General features: G+C 48.7%; 15 protein-coding genes and 1 pseudogene. 7 read left to right on the top strand and 9 right to left on the bottom strand.

The features are described 5' to 3' along the window. Window positions 1-114: 114 nt before the first annotated feature. Both HER31_RS02125 and HER31_RS02130 read right to left on the bottom strand, forming a co-directional pair. Window positions 115-1,893, bottom strand: coding sequence for an aryl-sulfate sulfotransferase (locus tag HER31_RS02125; protein ID WP_202983592.1), 1,779 nt, complete (start codon window positions 1,891-1,893; stop codon window positions 115-117). A 380-nt stretch (window positions 1,894-2,273) separates the two neighbouring features. Next, the gene (locus tag HER31_RS02130) at window positions 2,274-3,173 is read right to left on the bottom strand and encodes a LysR family transcriptional regulator (RefSeq protein ID WP_168659061.1); all 900 of its coding nucleotides are present in this window, start codon (window positions 3,171-3,173) and stop codon (window positions 2,274-2,276) included. A gap of 310 nt (window positions 3,174-3,483) precedes the next feature. Here HER31_RS02130 and HER31_RS02135 point away from each other — a divergent pair, with 310 nt between their 5' ends. Next, window positions 3,484-4,296, top strand: coding sequence for an SDR family NAD(P)-dependent oxidoreductase (locus HER31_RS02135; protein ID WP_168659062.1), 813 nt, complete (start codon window positions 3,484-3,486; stop codon window positions 4,294-4,296). A gap of 217 nt (window positions 4,297-4,513) precedes the next feature. Next, entirely contained in the window at window positions 4,514-5,389 is an 876-nt protein-coding gene (locus tag HER31_RS02140) for a radical SAM protein (protein ID WP_168659063.1), read from the top strand. Window positions 5,390-5,856: 467 nt separating this feature from the next. Here the strand turns inward: HER31_RS02140 and HER31_RS02145 are convergent, their stop codons facing one another. After that, window positions 5,857-6,600, bottom strand: a complete 744-nt coding sequence (locus HER31_RS02145) for an endonuclease III domain-containing protein (protein ID WP_202983593.1) — start codon at window positions 6,598-6,600, stop codon at window positions 5,857-5,859. A gap of 25 nt (window positions 6,601-6,625) precedes the next feature. Between HER31_RS02145 and ypfJ the strand changes: the two genes are divergently transcribed. Next, entirely contained in the window at window positions 6,626-7,489 is an 864-nt protein-coding gene (gene ypfJ / locus HER31_RS02150) for a KPN_02809 family neutral zinc metallopeptidase (RefSeq protein WP_168659064.1), read from the top strand. 5 nt (window positions 7,490-7,494) lie between these two features. On the opposite strand, the gene HER31_RS02155 is transcribed toward ypfJ, so the two are convergent. From HER31_RS02155 to HER31_RS02170, 4 genes are all read right to left on the bottom strand, one after another. Next, complete coding sequence (locus HER31_RS02155) at window positions 7,495-8,160, bottom strand: haloacid dehalogenase type II (RefSeq protein WP_168659065.1); 666 nt, start codon at window positions 8,158-8,160, stop codon at window positions 7,495-7,497. A gap of 189 nt (window positions 8,161-8,349) precedes the next feature. After that, entirely contained in the window at window positions 8,350-9,018 is a 669-nt protein-coding gene (locus tag HER31_RS02160; RefSeq protein WP_168659066.1) for a glutathione S-transferase family protein, read from the bottom strand. Between the two features lie 242 nt (window positions 9,019-9,260). Continuing rightward, window positions 9,261-9,995 carry an SDR family oxidoreductase gene (locus HER31_RS02165; RefSeq protein WP_168659067.1) on the bottom strand — a complete coding sequence of 245 codons (735 nt, stop codon included), beginning with the start codon at window positions 9,993-9,995 and terminating at the stop codon, window positions 9,261-9,263. Window positions 9,996-10,126: 131 nt separating this feature from the next. Then, the gene (locus HER31_RS02170) at window positions 10,127-10,675 is read right to left on the bottom strand and encodes a carboxymuconolactone decarboxylase family protein (protein ID WP_168659068.1); all 549 of its coding nucleotides are present in this window, start codon (window positions 10,673-10,675) and stop codon (window positions 10,127-10,129) included. Window positions 10,676-11,504: 829 nt separating this feature from the next. Between HER31_RS02170 and HER31_RS02175 the strand changes: the two are divergent. Continuing rightward, a pseudogene (locus HER31_RS02175) lies at window positions 11,505-11,750 on the top strand (response regulator); the annotation flags it as partial. A gap of 249 nt (window positions 11,751-11,999) precedes the next feature. Continuing rightward, on the top strand, window positions 12,000-12,170 hold the full coding sequence (locus tag HER31_RS02180) for a hypothetical protein (protein WP_168659070.1): 171 nt from the start codon (window positions 12,000-12,002) through the stop codon (window positions 12,168-12,170). 60 nt (window positions 12,171-12,230) lie between these two features. On the opposite strand, the gene yghU is transcribed toward HER31_RS02180, so the two are convergent. Together yghU and HER31_RS02190 are read right to left on the bottom strand one after the other, a co-directional pair. Then, complete coding sequence (yghU, locus tag HER31_RS02185) at window positions 12,231-13,070, bottom strand: glutathione-dependent disulfide-bond oxidoreductase (protein WP_168659071.1); 840 nt, start codon at window positions 13,068-13,070, stop codon at window positions 12,231-12,233. A gap of 51 nt (window positions 13,071-13,121) precedes the next feature. Then, on the bottom strand, window positions 13,122-13,712 hold the full coding sequence (locus HER31_RS02190; RefSeq protein WP_168659072.1) for a TetR/AcrR family transcriptional regulator: 591 nt from the start codon (window positions 13,710-13,712) through the stop codon (window positions 13,122-13,124). Window positions 13,713-13,844: 132 nt separating this feature from the next. Here HER31_RS02190 and HER31_RS02195 point away from each other — a divergent pair, with 132 nt between their 5' ends. Together HER31_RS02195 and HER31_RS02200 are read left to right on the top strand one after the other, a co-directional pair. Then, window positions 13,845-14,657 (top strand): peroxiredoxin family protein, encoded by an 813-nt coding sequence (locus tag HER31_RS02195; RefSeq protein WP_168659073.1) that lies wholly within the window; start codon window positions 13,845-13,847, stop codon window positions 14,655-14,657. A 789-nt stretch (window positions 14,658-15,446) separates the two neighbouring features. Beyond that, a complete protein-coding gene (locus tag HER31_RS02200; protein ID WP_168659074.1) occupies window positions 15,447-18,362 on the top strand; it encodes a hypothetical protein in 2,916 nt (971 codons plus the stop codon). Window positions 18,363-18,370: the final 8 nt, after the last annotated feature.

Below are 18,370 nucleotides of genomic sequence, written 5' to 3' on the forward strand. Positions count from 1 at the left end.
GTGTCATTATCTTTTATGGACCGTGAAGCTGAGATTACAGCGTTTCTAGTGAACAAAGTTTGAGTCGCAGCATAAATAACAAAAAAAAGGGTGGCAATGCCACCCCTATATCAATTATTTCACATTAAACATTTTGTTCGGTTTCACTAGCAAAGCACGATAGTGAGGCGCATTCTTCTTGGCTGAAAGCACATCAATTTCTACTTTGACTTCTTTGGTATCGTAATCAATTTCATTGATCTTACCGATTGAGCGGGCACCAGGTTCGAACAGGTGGATTGAGCCGCCAAAACCAAACATGGTGTTGCGATCAGACATGTACTCGACGTTGGAGGTAATCGGGCTGTACCAGTCGTAGCCGCGCTCTTTACCGTACTCCCAAGTCTGTTCAACAGTGCCTTTGTCTTCATCAATCTTGTATTCAACGAAACGAGAGTACTTCATGGTTGGCATTGCTGGCTGGGTGTAACCACGGCCATCACCGTTATCAAATACGGTTAATGTCCCTTTGTCTGACCACCAAGCGGTGTGTTGAGTGTAGGTCCAGTCGAAATCAGTACCGTCACAGGCGGCGCCGTCACAGTTTAGTTTACGGCCTTTGCTGTCTACCGGAGTCAGTACTTTGTCTGACAGATCGCCCCACCCTAAATCAGGTGCAAGGATCCAATCGACTTTTTTGTCTCGACCAATTTTAACGATGCCTTGGTGACGTAATGACAATACGATGCTGTCGTCTTCTGCATTGTAATCAATGGAATTTACGTGAGCCCAGTTACGGCCTGCACCAACACCTACAACGTCACCGTAAGGCGCATCAACTTTGAACTCTTCGGTGCTTTGACCTTGATGATCCGCGTCAACATTCAAACAAACCGCCCCCATATCCAAACCAACCAAAAGGTTGTCACGGAATGGATTGAGTATTTCAGGCAATGCCCAAACGTCAACTAGGTTGCCTTGTTGATCTACTTCAATGATGTGGTCACGAACAGTATGAACTTTTTCGCCCGCTTTATTTAAGTAGTGACTTTTGGCGGCACGAATAAGTACGTTACCGTTTGGCATGGTTGTGGTTTCATGAGAAGCATCAATGTAACCACGCGGTAAACGGAAGGTGGTAAATTTACCCATCAAATCCATATAACCCCACTTTTGTCCCAATAGGAACGTGAAGTTACCTTTATTATCTGGCTCGAAGCCCATCATGATGCCACGGTTATTTACATCGATGTCAAAACCGTCATATACCGCATCTTGATTCATCCACCAGCGATATTCACCTTGAGTATCGATAATAAAGTTCATTGGCGGTTGATCGAAAGTCATTGAACCGGCAGATGGTGAAGGATCTAAAATATGCGCAGAAGCACTTTTAGGACCTGCCCAATGAAGGTCCGAACCCATTTGAGGGGTATCGTTGGAGTTAATAAAGTACAGACGATCTTCAAAACCTTTCGCTACGGTTTTAACTTGGGTTTCTTGTAAGGCGGTAACGTTGCGGTTATCGATATAATTGTTGGTTATAGCAGAAGTGATTACATCATAATTCTCTGATGTTTTTTCACCATCTAATTCGTAAGAAATCGTAACTTTGTTTTTATGATCGGCATAGAGGCCAAATACTGGAATGCCGTCGTGACGCAGTATGATCTTTCGGCTAACATCATATTTAATATCTACGCCATTTTTTCCCTTGCCATGTACGATTACTTTAGCAGAGTCAATTTTTTTTCCGCCAAGGTCAATCAATGCAGTTAATGGTGAGTTACTGTATGGGTTAACGATAACTGCACCTAGTTGTCCTGCAGCAGGTGCTGGGGCAAAACCAGCTGCAAATATAGAAGGTGATATTGCAGCTAGCAGTGCTGCAGCAACAAACGTTTTTTTAATCATAGAACACCCTTGAGTTATTTTGGTAAATATATCTTGTGAATTATTTTGGGCATATCTAAACGGTATTAGTTTGCGTTGGATCACATAGTCTATTTATCTATGGTTTCATCAAATTAAACCACTGAGCACATCATAGTAAAATGAGCGTTATTGCATAATTCGATTAAGCCGATTTGATCTTTTTAGTTGTTGCCATATTTGATTTTTAACCGTATTTCAGCTGAGCTCAAAAAAAATACAATTTGGCGGTAAGTTTTTTCGAGTAAGTAGGGGTGATTATTTTCGCTCGTAACCCAATTTTAAGTCACATTGGTTATAAGAAGATTCTAACTGTTGTCAGTGATTATTATTCTTTAGATAAAATTGTTTTTATTCAAGGGTCAATTCACAACATCCCAATACGTTGGGGCGCTGTAGTATTGCGCTAGGTAATCAATAAACACCCGCACCTTTGGGGCTAACAGGCGCGAGCTTGGGTACACTGCCCATACTGCGGCATCATCCTGTAATGGGTAATCCTGCAGTATTGGCACTAGTTCACCTCGTTGAATGTGTTGGTAGGCTATCCATGTGGCACACATGGCTATGCCCACACCATCAACACAGAGGTCGCGTACCGCTTCACCATGGTTAACACGAATGCTGCCCTTTTGTTTGATGCTGATTGGTTCGTCGGCGGTGCTGAAGGTCCAGCCTTCGAGCCCTGCCTGGTTAATACACTGGTGTTGGCGCAAATCATCCGGCGTTTGCGGTGTGCCATGTTCAGCCAAATACTGAGGTGAAGCACAGATGATCCGTTTGTCATGAGCTAACTTTTTGGCGATAAGGCTAGAGTCGCGCAATTGCGCATTACGAATAGCCACATCAAAGCCGCCATCAACGAGGTCAATAATTGAATCCGTTAATGAGATATCCACTGACAGATCAGGATAGAGTGCAAAGAAGCCTTTCATTGCGGGCATGACGTGCATACGGCCGAACGAGGCTGGAGCAGTAATTCGCAGCACCCCTTTGGGTAACGAGCAAGCTGAGCCCACCGAGGCGAGCCCCTCGTCAACAGACAGCAAGATAGCCTTGGCGTGAGGCAGGAATGCACTGCCCTCTTCGGTAAGCGCTACCTTACGTGTAGTACGGTGTACCAAGCGTGCCCCAAGGCTCTCTTCTAACCGACTAATGTGAGCGCTGGCTACCGGTGGAGATAGACCTAGCTCTTGTCCTGCTTGGCTAATGTTGTGGGTGGAAGCCAACCGGACAAACAATTTGAGGTGTTCAATATTCATAATTAAATATTAGAATGAATTGCGCTGAACTGATGTCTATCAAGGTCGATAAGCTACGGTTTTGTAGATGTAACATTGTGGCTGTGATTGCCGCAACTGTTGCTAATTGCGGCGATAACCATACGGTTAACGGCAATGATTGAATCCAATATTGCTCTAACTGACGTTGTCGGTGCGGACTAGGCTATCTTAGCAAGTGTCACTTGCAGTAGTGCATTGCTCTAATTCGATGCGATTTTTCCAGGCGTCATTGCCGTGACTAACAGCGCTCGCAGTGGCTCAAACAACCGTATTTAGTGAAGCAAACAATATGACTAAAGTAATTCTGATTACCGGCTCAACCGATGGAATTGGTTTTGAGACCGCAAAAATGGTGGTGTCGCAAGGGCACCACGTCCTTATCCATGGCCGAAGCCCGGCCAAGCTTGAGCGAGTGGTTACTGAACTGAGCCAACTTGCAGGTGCCGGCACTATAGAAAGCCACGCCTGCGACCTGTCGAGTCTGGCTGAGGTAAGTGCTTTTGCTGATCTGCTCACGGCTAAGTACGGCAGGCTAGATGTGCTAATCAACAATGCCGGTGTTTATAAAGTGCCTGAGATCACCACCAGCGAAAATCTGGATGTACGTTTTGTGGTTAATACCATCGCGCCATTTTTGCTTACCACACGCTTGTTGCCTCTGTTGGATCAAACGGGACGCATTATTAACCTGTCCTCAGCGGCGCAGGCACCAGTAAATTTAAATGCGCTAGTTAGTGACAACGCGGGTTCGTCGGATAGCGCGGTATATGCCCAAAGCAAGTTGGCGCTAACCATGTGGTCGGTTGATATGGCCCAGAAACTGGGTAATCAAGGCCCAGCTGTGATTGCAGTTAACCCAGCCTCATTCCTTGGCAGCAAGCTGGTAAAAGAAGCGTATGGTGTGGCGGGTAATGATCTGCAGATCGGTGCAGATATTCTCTATCGTGCCGCATTGGCCGATGAGTTTGCTAACGCGTCAGGTAAGTATTTTGACAACGACGCGGGGCAATTCCGCTCACCGCATGCTGACGCGTCAAACGCCGCAAAAAATGCTGCACTGGTGGCAGTGTTGGAACGTACCATTAGCCCTTACAGCAACTAACCTACCGCAATGTTAGCGCGCCACCGACAGCTTCTGTCGGTGGCGTTTTTGCGTGTGCAGTCCCCACGTTGAGCTGGCTGGAGCGCAATATCGATTATTAATCTTCCTTTAAAACTGAATCGCTACTAGGCCCAATTATCATCGGCATGGTAGAGCGATACACTTTGCCGCAGTTGTTATTAAGCGCCGCTGTGATTAAGCAGGCAGAGGAGAAAATATGCATTATCAAGGCAAAGTCTATCGTCCCTGGATGGAGGCGGACAGCGTTCTAATTCAGACCACGTTAGGTTGCAGCAACAGTCAATGTACCTTCTGCACCATGTTTGACGACAAGCGCTTTAAAGTACGTCAGCTGGAAGATATCTTTGCGGATATTGACCAAGCACGGCGTTACTATCCGCAGGTACGCTCGATCTTTCTAATTGACGGCAACGTGATGGCTATCCGTACCGAAATGCTGATCAAAATCTTGGATAAAATTAAGGCTACCTTTCCTGAGATCCAAAATATCTCATTGTACTCCGGCTTTAATGACTTCCGTCGTAAGAGCATCAGCGAGCTTAAGGAGATTAAGTCGGCGGGCTTAGATATGGCATATTCCGGTTTAGAGTCAGGTGATCCGCTGGTACTTGAGCGCATCCAAAAGCGGATGACTCGTGAACATGCGATTGAAGGCATGGCGATGGCAAAAGAGGCGGGTATTAAGGTACTGGCATCGTTTATCTTTGGTCTCGGTGGCAAAGAGCGCTCAGTTGAGCACGCGATTAATACCACCAGTATCCTTAACATTATGCAACCTGATGCGATTGCACCAATGGCGTTAGCGGTGCAGCCGGGATCAGTGCTGGAGCAGGAGATTGGTCGAGGTGAGTTTACCTTGCCAACACCCCTGCAGATCCTCGAAGAGGAGAAATACCTGCTAGAGAATCTGGTCGATTTTGACTGCTACTACTGGGGCGACCACGGCAATAATATTTCACCGATGCGCGGCATGTTTCCGGCGATTCGGGAGCCGTTCCTGCAGAAGCTCGAACGAGATATAACCCATAACCCGATCACCAAGCAAAACGCCATTCAAACCTTTGCTTGGTAGATTACAGGTAGCTAACAAAGGGCTGTGTCGTAGTTAGCTGTTGAAGTTTATCTTAAGCCTTCGGCTGTACCGATTGCGGTGCTTTAGGGGAGGATGTCGCGGTGGCGACGGCACATTTTGGTATGTATTTTTTGTATGCATTAGGGGGGGGGGAGCTTCGTCCCCTTTGGCATCCCCCTTTGCCTTAGGTCGCAGTCTAAAGCGCTTCGCTGGACTATTCCAATGCGGCAGCAGATCAATTTCGATTGTGCTTTACCCTTTGTATCGCGACTCGCCTAGCCAGTGCTTTAACTGCATTAGAAAGAACAACACTTAGTTGGTACACAGCCTAACAAAGCCGCTGCCATTGTAGTGGTGGTGTGTGATTGTTGATGGCTGTGTCGAGCCGATGCTTTAGTACTGGCAACGCACCAGTTAACAGCTTGCAAGGCTTACTTTAAGTGTTAACTCGCTGAGTTACGGTGCAACTAAGACGCCACGTCTGGCCCTAAGCATGTTGGCAGTAACGGGCAACCGTCGCACTTGGGCTTAGGGCGGCAAAACTGCTGTCCATGCTCGACAATTAAGCCATGGTAGTAGGCGTAAAGTTCGGTTTGGCGTGGGATAGCTTGTTCAACTAACTGTTGAAAATCGTCGTATCTCTTTGGCACCTTGACACCATTGCGGCTGAGGATCCGCCGCGCGTAAGCATCAATAACAAACGATGGCTTATGGGTGGCATAAACCAAAATGGCATCGGCGGTTTCGCCACCAATGCCCTTAATAGCCAGTAACTCTTGGCGCAGTAGCGATTGTTCGACCTGCTTAACTAAAGCGATGTCGTAGTTATAGCCTTCATACCACTGAGTTAACGCCTTAAGCTTGAGTGCCTTTTGGTTGTAGTAGCCGCTAGGTCGTATGCGCTCGGCCAGCTTCTCTAATGGCAAGGCCGCGATGCCTTGGGGCGAACAGTGTTCGGCCAGATTGGTTAGTGCCTTCTCGGCGTTGTTCCAGTTGGTGTTTTGCACCAGTATCGCGCCCATCATCACCTCAAATGGGGCTTCGTTGAGCCACCATTCAAAGCAACCAAAATGGTTCTGCAAAGTTTCAAATACGTGTTCAATAATCTCGGTTTGGCTGCGATTCATTAGCTGACCTGAAGTACGGGTTACGCGCTTAGTGGGAATATTGCCACAACAACGATGGCCACTACACTTAACGCTTAGACTCATACTCCGTTTGATTACAGGACTTATTATGCGTTGGCGAAACTTACGTCGTAGCTCCAATATCGATGATCGTCGTGGACGTTCATCAGCTGCTGCTGGCTTACCAATTGCGGCTATTATGCGTTTTCTGCCACTGTTGATGCGCACTAAACTCGGCAAAGTAGCCTTGGTTATCGGCGCGTTATACCTAGGCTATCAGCAGTTTAGTGGCCAAGGCCTAGGGCTACAACAAGCCACTGAGAGCAGCTCCCAAACTGGCGCGGCAGTTGAAGATGATAACAGCGCCTTTGTTGCGGCGATATTAGCGACGACAGAGTCGATGTGGTCGCAGCTGATGCCAGGCTATAAAGAACCAACCTTAGTGCTTTATAGCGATGTAACCAACACCGGTTGCGGTGTCGGCCAAGCGCAATCTGGTCCGTTTTATTGTCCTGCGGATCAGCAGATCTACATCGACTTGAGCTTTATGGATGAGTTGAAAAATCTAGGTGCGCCTGGGGATTTTGCTTTTGCTTATGTGGTTGCCCATGAAGTTGCACACCATGTACAAAACCTTGAGGGTTCTAGCACCAAGGTCCACCAGCTGCAGCAACAGGTGAGCAAAATTGAAGCCAATAAACTCAGTGTCGCGCTGGAGTTGCAGGCGGACTGCTACTCCGGGGTATGGGGCCACCATGTATCGGAGCAGCTGGGGATTTTAGATGACGGTGATATTGAGGAGGGGCTGCAGGCAGCAAGCGCCATTGGTGATGATCGCTTACAGAAGATGTCCGGCCGAGCGGTGCAACCAGAAGCCTTCACCCACGGCTCATCCGCGCAACGGGTAAAGTGGTTTAAACAGGGCTTTAATAGTGGCAACCCAAACAGCTGCAATACCTTCGAAAAGCGGTAATGTCGCTATCGAACTAATGGCATCAAGCCCTGTAACGAATCGATGATTGCTGTTGGTTGTTGCGGCCATGGATCAAACACCATCTGCTTGGAGCGGCGTAGCCACGCTGATTGCCAGCCGCTTGCTTTAGCACCGACTACGTCAAAAGGGTTGCTTGATACTAACCAAGTCTGGGCTGCGGTTGTGTCAGCACGCTGCAAAAAGTGCCGGTAGATCACCGGCGAGGGCTTAAAGGTTTGCACCTCATCGGCGCTAACTGTGCCCTCAAAATAGTGATCGATATTGGCACTTTGAAGTAGCTTTTGCAGTGATTCGGGTTCGCCATTCGAGAATGCGAATAACCGATGGTTAGCGGCTTTGAGTTCGGCTAGCGCCGGTTCAACATCAGTAAATGCCGGTAAGCTTTGATAGGCGTCAAGCAGGTGCTTTTTTTGGGCGGCGCTGAGTGCGATAGCCAAACTGTCGCAGCTGTAGTTCAGTGCGTCACGGGTACAGCTGGAGAAAGGAGCATAGAGACCCATCGCGGCGCGTCGAAACGAATATTCCAGCTGCTTGCTGCGCCACAGCTCGGATAGCGTTTCGGCGTTGTAGCCAACCATTAGTTGCAACTCCTTGACCACGCCATGAGGGTTAATCAAGGTGCCATACACATCGAATGCCAAGGTGGTCATATTCAAGTCCTTTTTGAATAGGTAAAAAATCAGTCAGCCTAAAAATAGGCTGGCTGATTTATCATAGGGTTAGCGAGCGTGTTTACCCATCTATTGCCCCAGTTTGTCGTAACGCTGTTGTACCTTAATCAGCTTGTTGCCGATGTTTCATCGAGCTTATCTGTGGTGGTAGTAATCTGGCCGCTACAGTTAGTAGTTCGACGGGTACAGAGCATGCTTGGCTTCATCATCTACGGTTGATTTGAACTCAACATCGTGGCCTAGGGTACGGGCACGGGCAACAGCTTCACGGGAGTCGATACTGGCAAACCAACGCTGCAGGTTAGGGTAGGGGGTTAGTCCTTCATCACCAAGTACGACGGCGGCTTTATCGATCCAGCCCCATGCTGAAATATCTGCAATGGTGAGTGATTCACCGACAATAAAGTTGCGGCCAGTTAAGTGTTTGTCTAACACGCTGTAATGGCGCTGGGCTTCACGTAGGTAACGGTTAATGGCGTACGGTTGCTCAACTGGTGCAGCGTGACGGAAGTGAACCGATTGGCCTGAAAATGGGCCAATACCCGTGGCGATAAACATCATCCATGACAGCAGTTCACCGCGATCCTCAGGGCTACCAGCCAAGGTACCATGCTTATCGGCCAGATAGAGCAAAATAGCGCTGGAATCGAATACGCGCACCCCGTTGTCCTCTATCGCTGGTACCTTAGCATTAGGGTTAATGGCTAAGAACTCGGCCGAGTGTTGCTCGCCCTTTAAGGTATCAACGGCCACTTTTTGGTGTGGGATCCCCGTTTCTTCCAGAAACAGCGCGATCTTCATAGGGTTTGGGGCTTTGTTGAAAAAGAACTTAAGCATATTTCTCTCCGTAGATGTAATGGCTGAAGCAGTTTTGAGTTAACTCGAGGGTAGACCAATAAAAAAGAAACGGTTTCCGCAAGGTGATGTGGTTACTGATAACGTCATTTGGGCGACGGTATGAGTAACAACATCTCCAGCAAAGCACGGTTAGACGCGCTTTGCCGGAACGACGCGAATCAGCATTTTGACAAAGCATGGTTAGGCGTCATGCTTTGCCCAAATTAGGCCAATTAAGTCTATTACTCGGAGATGTCCGCCAAGATGATGTTGTCGGCGAAGCTCTGGTAAGCGCCTTCAAACTGTTTGGCCATTTCGTCAGGGAATAGCAGGAACTTGCCTTTTGCTAACGCGTCAACAATGCCTTCAGAGACGGAGTTGGTAGAAGCTCCATTGGTGAAACCAGCACTGCTTCCCATGTCGGTGGCAATCGGGCCAGGGTGTACGCTAACAATTTGAACGCCTTTAGGGCCTAATTCATCACGCAAACCTTGAGTGATGGAGTAAGACGCCGACTTAGACGCAGCATAGCTGGTTACGTGTGAGAAGTTCTTGATAGATGCCACTGAGTTGAGCTGCACCAAAGCACCTTGGTTGTTAACCAACGTATCAGCAAACGCTTGAGCAATACGAAGTAAACCGTATACGTTGATGTCCATTTCATGGGCCAGTACATCAAAAACATCGTCCGCTAATGGGGTAGTTGTACCCAGTACACCGGCGTTGTTTACCACTACATCTACGTCGGTAGCTTGTGCTGCGGCGCGATTGACGGAATCGGTGTCGGCAACATCGGCGGCAATGGTCACAACTTTGTCACCAAACTTGGCTTCGAGCTCTTTGGTTGATTCCACGTTGCGCACTGCTAGGTACACTTTTTTAGCGCCGTGCTGCAGGAACGACTCAACAATGGACTTGCCGATACCGCGGTTAGCACCAGTTACGAAGGCAACTTTGTCTTTGATAGTAAAGCTCATGGGAAATTCCTAATAGGGCGTTGCGGCGGCGTCTTATCGCTTAGTTGAGCGCAGCGGCAAACAAGTTTGAAATAACTAAAGGTGTTGCAACTAGCTTGGGCGAGTTGGCTGCAGCCAACTCGTTAAATCAATTACTTCTGCCAAACAAACTTTTCGAACGGCTTATCTAGTGGGGTTTCAGCAATGTGGTTGGTGTAGTTGCTGATCACTTTCTGCGATAGACCAAGAATGATGTCCAACAGGTGGCGCTGTTCATAACCAGCGGCAAAGAAAGCGTTTAACTCAGCTTCGGTCAGTTGGCCACGACTACGAACCATCGCCAGAGTGGTTTCGTGCAGTACCTGTAGCTTCTCGGTTGGCATCAATTCGCCATTACGAAGTGCTTCAGTCAGTTCAGGGTTTACTTTCATTGAGTGAGCGATGCCGGTGTGGGCAGGAACACAGTAATGACACTGGTGTTCAACGTTGATGGTTTGCCATACCACGGTTAACTCTTCTGCATTGAACGAGGAGTTGTTGAACAGACGATGCAGGATTTGGTATGCCTCTAGTAGCTGTGGTGACTCAGCCAATACCGCGTGCAGGTTAGGGATCATACCGAACGCCTTCAGTGAGCCTTCTAACAATGGTTTGCTGCCAGCAGGTGCGGTTTCCAAAGTATGCAGTTTAGTGTTGCTCATGAGTTGTTACTCCAATGATTATTTGTCGTTTGCGACGTTGTGTGCCGCGGTATGGGAAATACTATAGATGCACCTGAACGATCGTTCAAGCTAATTTGAACAATCGTTCAATAAGGGGGGTGTTGTGGAACATTGCTTACTACTAGTAAGTTAAATTTTTATCTTTATATAACAATTATTTAGGTCGGTTCGTCGGGGCTAACATTATTTTTATATATTGAGGGCAGGCGCCGGGCTGGCGACTCACAACTGAGATTATTGTTGGTTAGATAGACATTTTTAGGCTGTGTACCAACTAAGTGTTGTTTTTTCTAATGCTGTTAAAGCCTCGGCTAGACGAGTGTTGATACAAGGGGAAAGCACTGCCGCGGTTGATCTGCTGCCGTTTTCGACTGCGACCTAAGGAAAGGGGGATGCCAAAGGGGGCGAAGCTCCCCGCTAATGCATACCAGAGCGTGTCGTCGCCACTGCGACATAATCACCGCAATTAGCACAATCGAAGGCTTGATATAACCTCAACACTTAACTGTGACAGAGCCTAACGAATGGCTGCGGCAGTAATAGCGGCTGTCTGATGGCGAAGTAATAGTTGACCATGGGTATCAGTACTAGGTGTTAGTTTTAGGTATTACTAGTGACAGTTAAATGGTTGAAAATTAGGTTGTAGTTGATGATTACCTAAGCATGGATAGCTGACTTATTAATCATTGCGAAAAGGGGGAAAGGTCGCTTCATAATGTGGTTATATTCCCTGTCCCACATGGAGTCGTGCTCCAATGGCTTACAAGCGCTTTAAAAAGTAAAACAAGCGGATAACAGTGCGTCTTATCAATTGATGGTGATGGACTGGCAGATGCCGGTTAGTGACGGCATTGAGACCACTGGTTTGCTGCAAGCCGACAGCAGCATCGAAAATGTGCTCAGCTGCATTATGGTTACCGCTTATGGCAAAGAGAACGCAATGGAAGCAGTCACAGGGGTAGAGCCCGATTTCTTTTTGACTAAGCCAGTAACACCGAAGGCACTGCTGCACATCAGTGGTATTGGCAACAGCAAAGCTCACCGTCAGCCGTAGTTAGCACAACATTGCCGCTGAGCAACAGCTGGCGCAGCAGTAAGGTGCTGTCGGTCGAAGACAACGAACTAAATCAATAGTTAGCGATAGAGTTATTGCGAATGAATGGGCTTGAGGTAGTGATGAGCTGGAAACGGCCTGCAAAATGTAATAATCCGACGAACTTATTGAATCAATGGTGGTGCAAACGGCCGAGGAGACAGAGCGGTTAGTTCATCTCTCTTGGCTTTGGAGCAACAAGCTACGGTAGTGGAGACAGCAGTCGCAGCAGGCAGCTCTGAGCTAACTCAACTGGTATCATTGCTGCCATTTAAGGCAGAGCTTGAACAGATAGCAGCCACATTGAGCACCCGCGATGTCGACCAAGCAACCACCTTGACTGACAAACTGGAACTGGTATTCACTCAGGCAAATGCTTAAATGATAAAGGCGCATTGGGAGGTTAACCCCAATGCGCCTTTGTACAATCGATTGGTGTGATTAGCTGATGTCGGCGGCGCTGTGGCGCTCTTCAACTTGCAGCTCTTCAGGCCCCCACACCTTGTTTACTCGCTCACCGCGCTGCACTGCCGGACGCTGGCGGATCTGTGTCGCCCAGCGAGTCACATGTTTGTAAGATGCGGTATCAAGGAACTCTTGCGCTTGGTAGATAGTGCCGGTTACCAACTCGCCATACCAAGCAAATATAGCCATATCAGCAATGCTGTACTCGTCCCCACAGAAAAATTCTTTATCAGCGAGATGCTTATCCAACACGTCTAATTGGCGCTTTACTTCCATGGCGTAGCGGTTGATTGGATATTCGTATTTTTCTGGCGCGTAAGCGTAAAAATGGCCAAAGCCACCACCTAGAAATGGGGCTGAACCCATCTGCCAGAATAACCACGACATACACTCGGTACGAGCCGCAATCTCTTTGGGAATGAACCGATCAAATTTTTCCGCTAAATAGAGCATGATGGAAGCGGATTCAAAGATGCGGATCGGTGGATTAACGCTTTGATCCATCAGTGCTGGGATCTTCGAGTTAGGGTTTAACTCAACGAAACCACTACCAAACTGATCGCCTTCGCCAACCTTGATGGTGTAAGCGTCGTATTCAGCTTGTTCAACCCCAGCGGCCAACAACTCTTCTAATAAAATGGTGACCTTAACGCCGTTTGGAGTCGCCAGTGAATGCAGCTGGAGCGGATGCTCACCTACCGGCAGTACTTTGTCATGGGTTGCGCCAGAGACTGGACGGTTGATGTTGGCAAACTTGCCGCCACTGGCGGAATCCCATTGCCATACTTTTGGCGGTACGTAGTTGTTGTCACTCATTAAATTATCCCTATTGGTCGGCACAGTAGTGGTTGGCTAACAGAAGTGGGGTTACTCCCAGCCAGTGAGCGTTTCAAAAATATCGTCGATGGTTTGCAGTACCGAGGCCTTATCGCTATTAACACGACCGTAGGTGCGTAACCCCATTAACTGTACCTGCAGGAATCGCGCGATACGCTGTGCCCCTTTGTCGGCGGACAGCTGCTCAGCGGCAATGCCCTCTTCGATGATGGCAACAAGCTCCTGCTCCATCAGCTTGAGCCATTTTTTTGCGTCTTCTAGCAGTTCATCGTGTTCACCGGTGAGCTCTGCCACCGTCTTAACCAGCATACACATGCCACTTGGAGCGGACTCGCGGCTGTCCAATACAATGGCTTGCACCACTTGCTGTAGTGCATCAATGGGGCTTTCTGCCTGCTCGCGGATAGCACGAACAGCGGCAATATTAAGGTTGGCGTAATGTTCTAGCGATTCTTTGAACAATCCCTCCTTACTGCCAAAGCTGGCATAGATGCTACCGGGACGAAGATCGACAACCTCTTGCAGATTGCGCATCGAGGTCGCGTGAAATCCCTTTTCCCAATATAGGTTAGTAGCCTTTTCAATCACCTCCTGGCGATTGTGCTTTGCGGATTTAGCCATGATTGCGGTCTCTTTTGAACGATTGCTCAATTTTATATTGAACAACCGTTCAATGGCAACTATAGTTTGTCGCAATTAACCCGTGGTGACGGTGAATAGCCGCTACCGCATTTGAATAGTAGAGAGTAAATCATGCAGTTTATGGCTATTGGTTTTGCCTTTGTTGGGCTGGTTATCACCCTGACTGGGGGGGCCGTTTACCTTAACAAGCTCAAACAGAGTCGTGCACCGAAGCATCCAGTTGGTTTTTCAGCAGCATTGATTAGTGCGACTGTTATTGGTACTTACGCCGTGTATCTGGCTTGGCCGAGTGCGTTAAGTACTGTAATTACGGTGCTACCACTGCTGTTCACAGCGATGCTGGCATTTGTGTTCTTCTTTTTCCTTGGGCAAAAGAACCCTCCGCTGAACGACATCAAAATTAAGGTTGGCGAACCAATACTGCCGTTTACCGTGCCAGCACACGACGGCAGCTTATTTGATTCAGAAAAACTGAAAGGTCGCCGCACCTTGTTGAAGTTCTTCCGAGGCTCGTGGTGCCCATATTGCAGTGCGGAATTAAAGATGTTTGAACAGATGCGCGCTGAACTAGAGGCGAAAGGCATCGATATTGTGGCGTTGTCGGACGACACGATTGAGCAAGCACAATTACATCACCAGCGTGACCAACTGCAGTTTACGTTATTGTCTGATCCGTCCCTGCGGGTGATCCGCGCTTATGGCGTTGAACACCACAAAGCGTTAGGTTTTAAGTCGGAAAACATCAAGCAGGTGTTGGGGTTGTCGATGGCAATGTTGAAACCAAGCTACCGCTCTATGGCGATTCCAACTTCAGTATTAGTGGATGAGTTCGGTGTGGTGCAATGGATTGATCAATCAGAGGATTACCGCCTCCGTGCCAGTAAAGACAGTGTAATGGCGGCGATAGAGCGCAGCTTTAACTAGTTGACTGTATCCGCCTGTTGTAAAGCTGGCCAAGCAACATCTTAAGAGTGGTTATAATTGGCATAGATGAGTTGACCACTGGCGGCTGAGGCGTCGGTAACGGACTTGATCGCCTGAATCATTAATTGGGCTGTGTACCAACTAAGTGTTGTTCTTTCCAATGCTGTTAAAGCACCGGCTAGGGGAGTTTTGATACAAGGATAAAGCACTACCGCCGTTGCTCTTCTGCCGCATTGGAGCAGTCCCGCGAAGCGTTTTGGACGGCGACCTAAGGCAAGGGGGATTCCAAAGGGGGCGAAGTGCATACAAGAATGTGCCGTCGCCACCGCGACATAGCCCCTTTCAAGCGCCACAATCGGTAAAGCCGAAGGCTTGAGATAAATCTCAATAGCTAACTACGACACAGCCATTAATTAGCGCGGCAGCAGATGATTAACTCTGAAAATCAGTGGTTAAAGTTGAGGGTAACTCAGCAGCAACCATGGCGTTCTGATCGCGCTCTGACACTCACTTGCACCTCCCCAGTTGACGCTTTTCGGCGATTTCTAGCCTAGTTCCTTATTTAAGAGGCGATGCTGAATCCAATCGGGTAGCTACAGCAGGTTGGTGGACAATGCCAGCACCAGTTAGTGGTTATTACAGCGCTGATTACCCCTGCTAATATCGCCAATATTAAACTCTATTCCACTGATATCTTGTGAATAACCTACGCTGATTAATGTCGCTACAGTGGGCACGACAGCGCTGATTCGACAGTATGGTGACGGTTTAATGGGGTAGGGATAGCGGATGAACAACACTAGACGAGGGACAATCGCGCTGCTGCTGGCGTTGGTCGGTCTATATTCGTCTATTGCCGTCGCCGCCGAGTCGCGTTCCCTTGCCACCATCGTTGAACAGTTGAAGGTCCAGCCTAAGGGGCCATTCTGGCGCCTACGCTGGTTTTGTAATGATGGCAGTGTGTTGCCACCACAAGCCAACGGTTGCCGTGATCACCAAGGTGGACTGCAGTATGGCCAATGGAACAGTGATGCTGAAGAATTGCATCAGGCGGGCTTTCCAGTAGCGAATGTTTTGGCAGGATTAACCGCGACGGATTTCGGTGAAACGGCAGCAAAGCAGCGTCACTTTCGTTACCTTGTGCTCGAACATTTTCTGATTGAAAACGACGATGGTTGGATTTTTCGCCAAGTTCGTAGCTACCGCGGTGCCAAAAATGTTAACGACGAACACACCAGTGCCTATCAGTTATTGACGCGTTTGGGCGGAGAACCGCGGTGGCAACAGCAGCGATTTTTATTGCTGATTGAAGCTGCACGATTAATTCCCCATGGCCACTATGGCAAGCGTTGGCAAACTGTACGGTCACAGGTGGCGGCACTCTACCAACAACAACCACAATTTAAGTCACTGCGTAATAAGATCCTCAATCAGCCGGATAAGTTTGATGCCGATAGGGTAAGGAGTTTTGCCATCGGCTCAGCGCGGGCACGGTTGATCCCAGCCTATGAGCAACTCGCGCAACAACTTGATTTACTGTTTGCGGCAGAGCCGATGGCAACGCTGTTACAGCGTTATATCGATACCGAAAAAGCTCCAGAGCTGCGTTCGTTAGCTACTGCAGCGCTGCAGCGATGGCCTGAGCTAACTAACGCTGAGGAGCAGCTCGAGCTACTTAGCCGCTTGATTATGGCGATACGGCATCAGTTTGAACGCTGTTCACACCCACTGGAAAGCTTGGATCTGCTGTTGAGTTTAGAGCAACATATTTTGCCGCTCGGTTACCAAGCAGTGGTGCAACAGCAATTTTTAAATCGCGGCCAGCTGTTGCAGCATATTCAGGCGCTGCTGCGCGCCAGCTACGGAGTTGGTTTGCTGTCCAGATTGGAGTTCGAGCTGGGTCAGAAGCAACTCAAGCTGCTTACCAGCAAGCCGCTGACATTGGCGAATTATCGAAAAGCCCTAAATCAACTGGCTCGGCTTAGCCATTGGTCTGAGCGGCGGTTGTCATTCTATTTTGGCGAGACAATTACGCATTTTGCGACTATCGAGCCCAAAGTGATGGGTTACATCGCTAATCGTCTGCAATTGAGCGCAATACACCCGTTGTCGCAGCTGGTTACTTTGTTGCAGCAGGAGATCCAGTTTATTAGCCCCAGCGCTGATCCTGCCGGGGTAGCATCATCGGCATTGGCGCTCATCCCGGGCATCGCTACTGGAACCATACGAACTGTGGCGCAACTGGAACATGCCACCACAGCGAGTATTCTCTTGGTTAATGCCGACGAACTGTTACTTCAGTCGCTCCCAGCTGCTGTTGAAGCGTTAATTCTAGTGTCTGCGGATGCAGCTTATATGCCTTGGCGCCGACAGCTGGTGCTGCGAGATACACCCACTATTGTGATTAAACCGGAGCAAGCGGCGACCATGCAAACCCATGTGGGCGAGCGCATCAACCTGCTCGTCAGTGCCAATGGTTATGTTGAGATGGAATCGGCCAAACAGCGGTTATCACTGCAAACCCAGGCTTTGGTTGATGCAGAGCCGTTAACCGTTAATTTTGAACAGTATGATCTGCAAACCGCCACGCCGATTTCGACGCGGCAATTGTGGCCCAGCGACCGTGGGGTTCGTATTGGCTTTCAGGCGGCGCAGCAAGCGCAATTGGCCCGTTTCTTTCCGAATGATGTTGCCCCAAGTCTGGCCATTCCATTTGGCAGCTACGCTACGCTCCTCACTATGGGGCAGTATAAAGAGCACAACCGTTTTGACTGGTTGCAACAGCGCTTTGCGGCTATTGCTGAACTTAACGGCCAACCAGAGCAACGCCCTTTGATTGAGCAAACTGCGCAGCGACTGCAGCAATGGTCTGGGCAACATTTATTGATGCTGGCGGCTAAGAATAGCCTTGAATCTGCTCTGGTACGTGAATTTGGGCTGACGCCAGATCATGGCTTGGATTTGTTGACTGAAACCAATTTAGAGGGGCTCAACTTAGCTGAGCAGCGGCGTTTACAGCGTCAGTCAGTTAATGTCATTGGCGTTGATGAGTTGCTGCTCGCGATTGATGAGCACTGGCGCCAACTGTCGAGTATCAGCACGTTGCAATGGCGCGCTCAACGGATGCGCGAGCCTGCGCAGCTCTATCCATCAATGTTGATTAAGGAGTCGATTAACTTTGATGTTACTGGGGTGATGGTAGCGCCAATACACAAGTCTGAATCAACACGGACGGCAACGGTATTGCTGTCTCCGGGCGCGATGCCGCTGAGTGGTTGGCATCAGGCGGAGATGGCGGATTTTGACCTCGACAGTGGCGTCATTAGCGTGCTCCATTTTGCCGCGGCTCCACAGCAACAAGTGCTCAACTACAATGGCGGCGTTGATACCACTGCGGTAGCACAGATAACGCAGTTAATCTCTGCCAACTACGTTAAGCAGTTGCAGCGCGTGGTGGCTCGATTGCCGCAATGGTTCGGTAGCGATTTCGATAAAGCCAACCCCAACGCCGTTGTTCGTTTTGGTTTTCGCTACGGCAAGCTCTATCTACAGCAGCTGTTGCCGTTGCATAAGTACCAATGGCCGCTGCCTAATACACTGCGCAATCGCCAGCAATTATTGCAGTTCGACGCTGCTCAACTGCCTGAAGATGAGCTATTTATCGATGTAACTCAATTGGTAAAAACCTCTCAGTCCACACAGTAAGTTAGCCG

It is taken from the genome of Ferrimonas lipolytica, from assembly GCF_012295575.1.
GTDB lineage: Bacteria > Pseudomonadota > Gammaproteobacteria > Enterobacterales > Shewanellaceae > Ferrimonas > Ferrimonas lipolytica.

What these genes read in the sequence shown, in the direction of transcription:
- HER31_RS02145 (WP_202983593.1), bottom strand. Translation starts at nt 6,600, where the DNA reads ATGAGTCTAAGCGTTAAGTGTAGTGGCCATCGTTGTTGTGGCAATATT.
- yghU (WP_168659071.1), bottom strand. Translation starts at nt 13,070, where the DNA reads ATGAGTGACAACAACTACGTACCGCCAAAAGTATGGCAATGGGATTCC.
- HER31_RS02140 (WP_168659063.1), top strand. Translation starts at nt 4,514, where the DNA reads ATGCATTATCAAGGCAAAGTCTATCGTCCCTGGATGGAGGCGGACAGC.
- HER31_RS02190 (WP_168659072.1), bottom strand. Translation starts at nt 13,712, where the DNA reads ATGGCTAAATCCGCAAAGCACAATCGCCAGGAGGTGATTGAAAAGGCT.
- HER31_RS02155 (WP_168659065.1), bottom strand. Translation starts at nt 8,160, where the DNA reads ATGACCACCTTGGCATTCGATGTGTATGGCACCTTGATTAACCCTCAT.
- HER31_RS02165 (WP_168659067.1), bottom strand. Translation starts at nt 9,995, where the DNA reads ATGAGCTTTACTATCAAAGACAAAGTTGCCTTCGTAACTGGTGCTAAC.
- HER31_RS02135 (WP_168659062.1), top strand. Translation starts at nt 3,484, where the DNA reads ATGACTAAAGTAATTCTGATTACCGGCTCAACCGATGGAATTGGTTTT.
- ypfJ (WP_168659064.1), top strand. Translation starts at nt 6,626, where the DNA reads ATGCGTTGGCGAAACTTACGTCGTAGCTCCAATATCGATGATCGTCGT.
- HER31_RS02200 (WP_168659074.1), top strand. Translation starts at nt 15,447, where the DNA reads ATGAACAACACTAGACGAGGGACAATCGCGCTGCTGCTGGCGTTGGTC.
- HER31_RS02160 (WP_168659066.1), bottom strand. Translation starts at nt 9,018, where the DNA reads ATGCTTAAGTTCTTTTTCAACAAAGCCCCAAACCCTATGAAGATCGCG.
- HER31_RS02170 (WP_168659068.1), bottom strand. Translation starts at nt 10,675, where the DNA reads ATGAGCAACACTAAACTGCATACTTTGGAAACCGCACCTGCTGGCAGC.
- HER31_RS02130 (WP_168659061.1), bottom strand. Translation starts at nt 3,173, where the DNA reads ATGAATATTGAACACCTCAAATTGTTTGTCCGGTTGGCTTCCACCCAC.
- HER31_RS02125 (WP_202983592.1), bottom strand. Translation starts at nt 1,893, where the DNA reads ATGATTAAAAAAACGTTTGTTGCTGCAGCACTGCTAGCTGCAATATCA.
- HER31_RS02195 (WP_168659073.1), top strand. Translation starts at nt 13,845, where the DNA reads ATGCAGTTTATGGCTATTGGTTTTGCCTTTGTTGGGCTGGTTATCACC.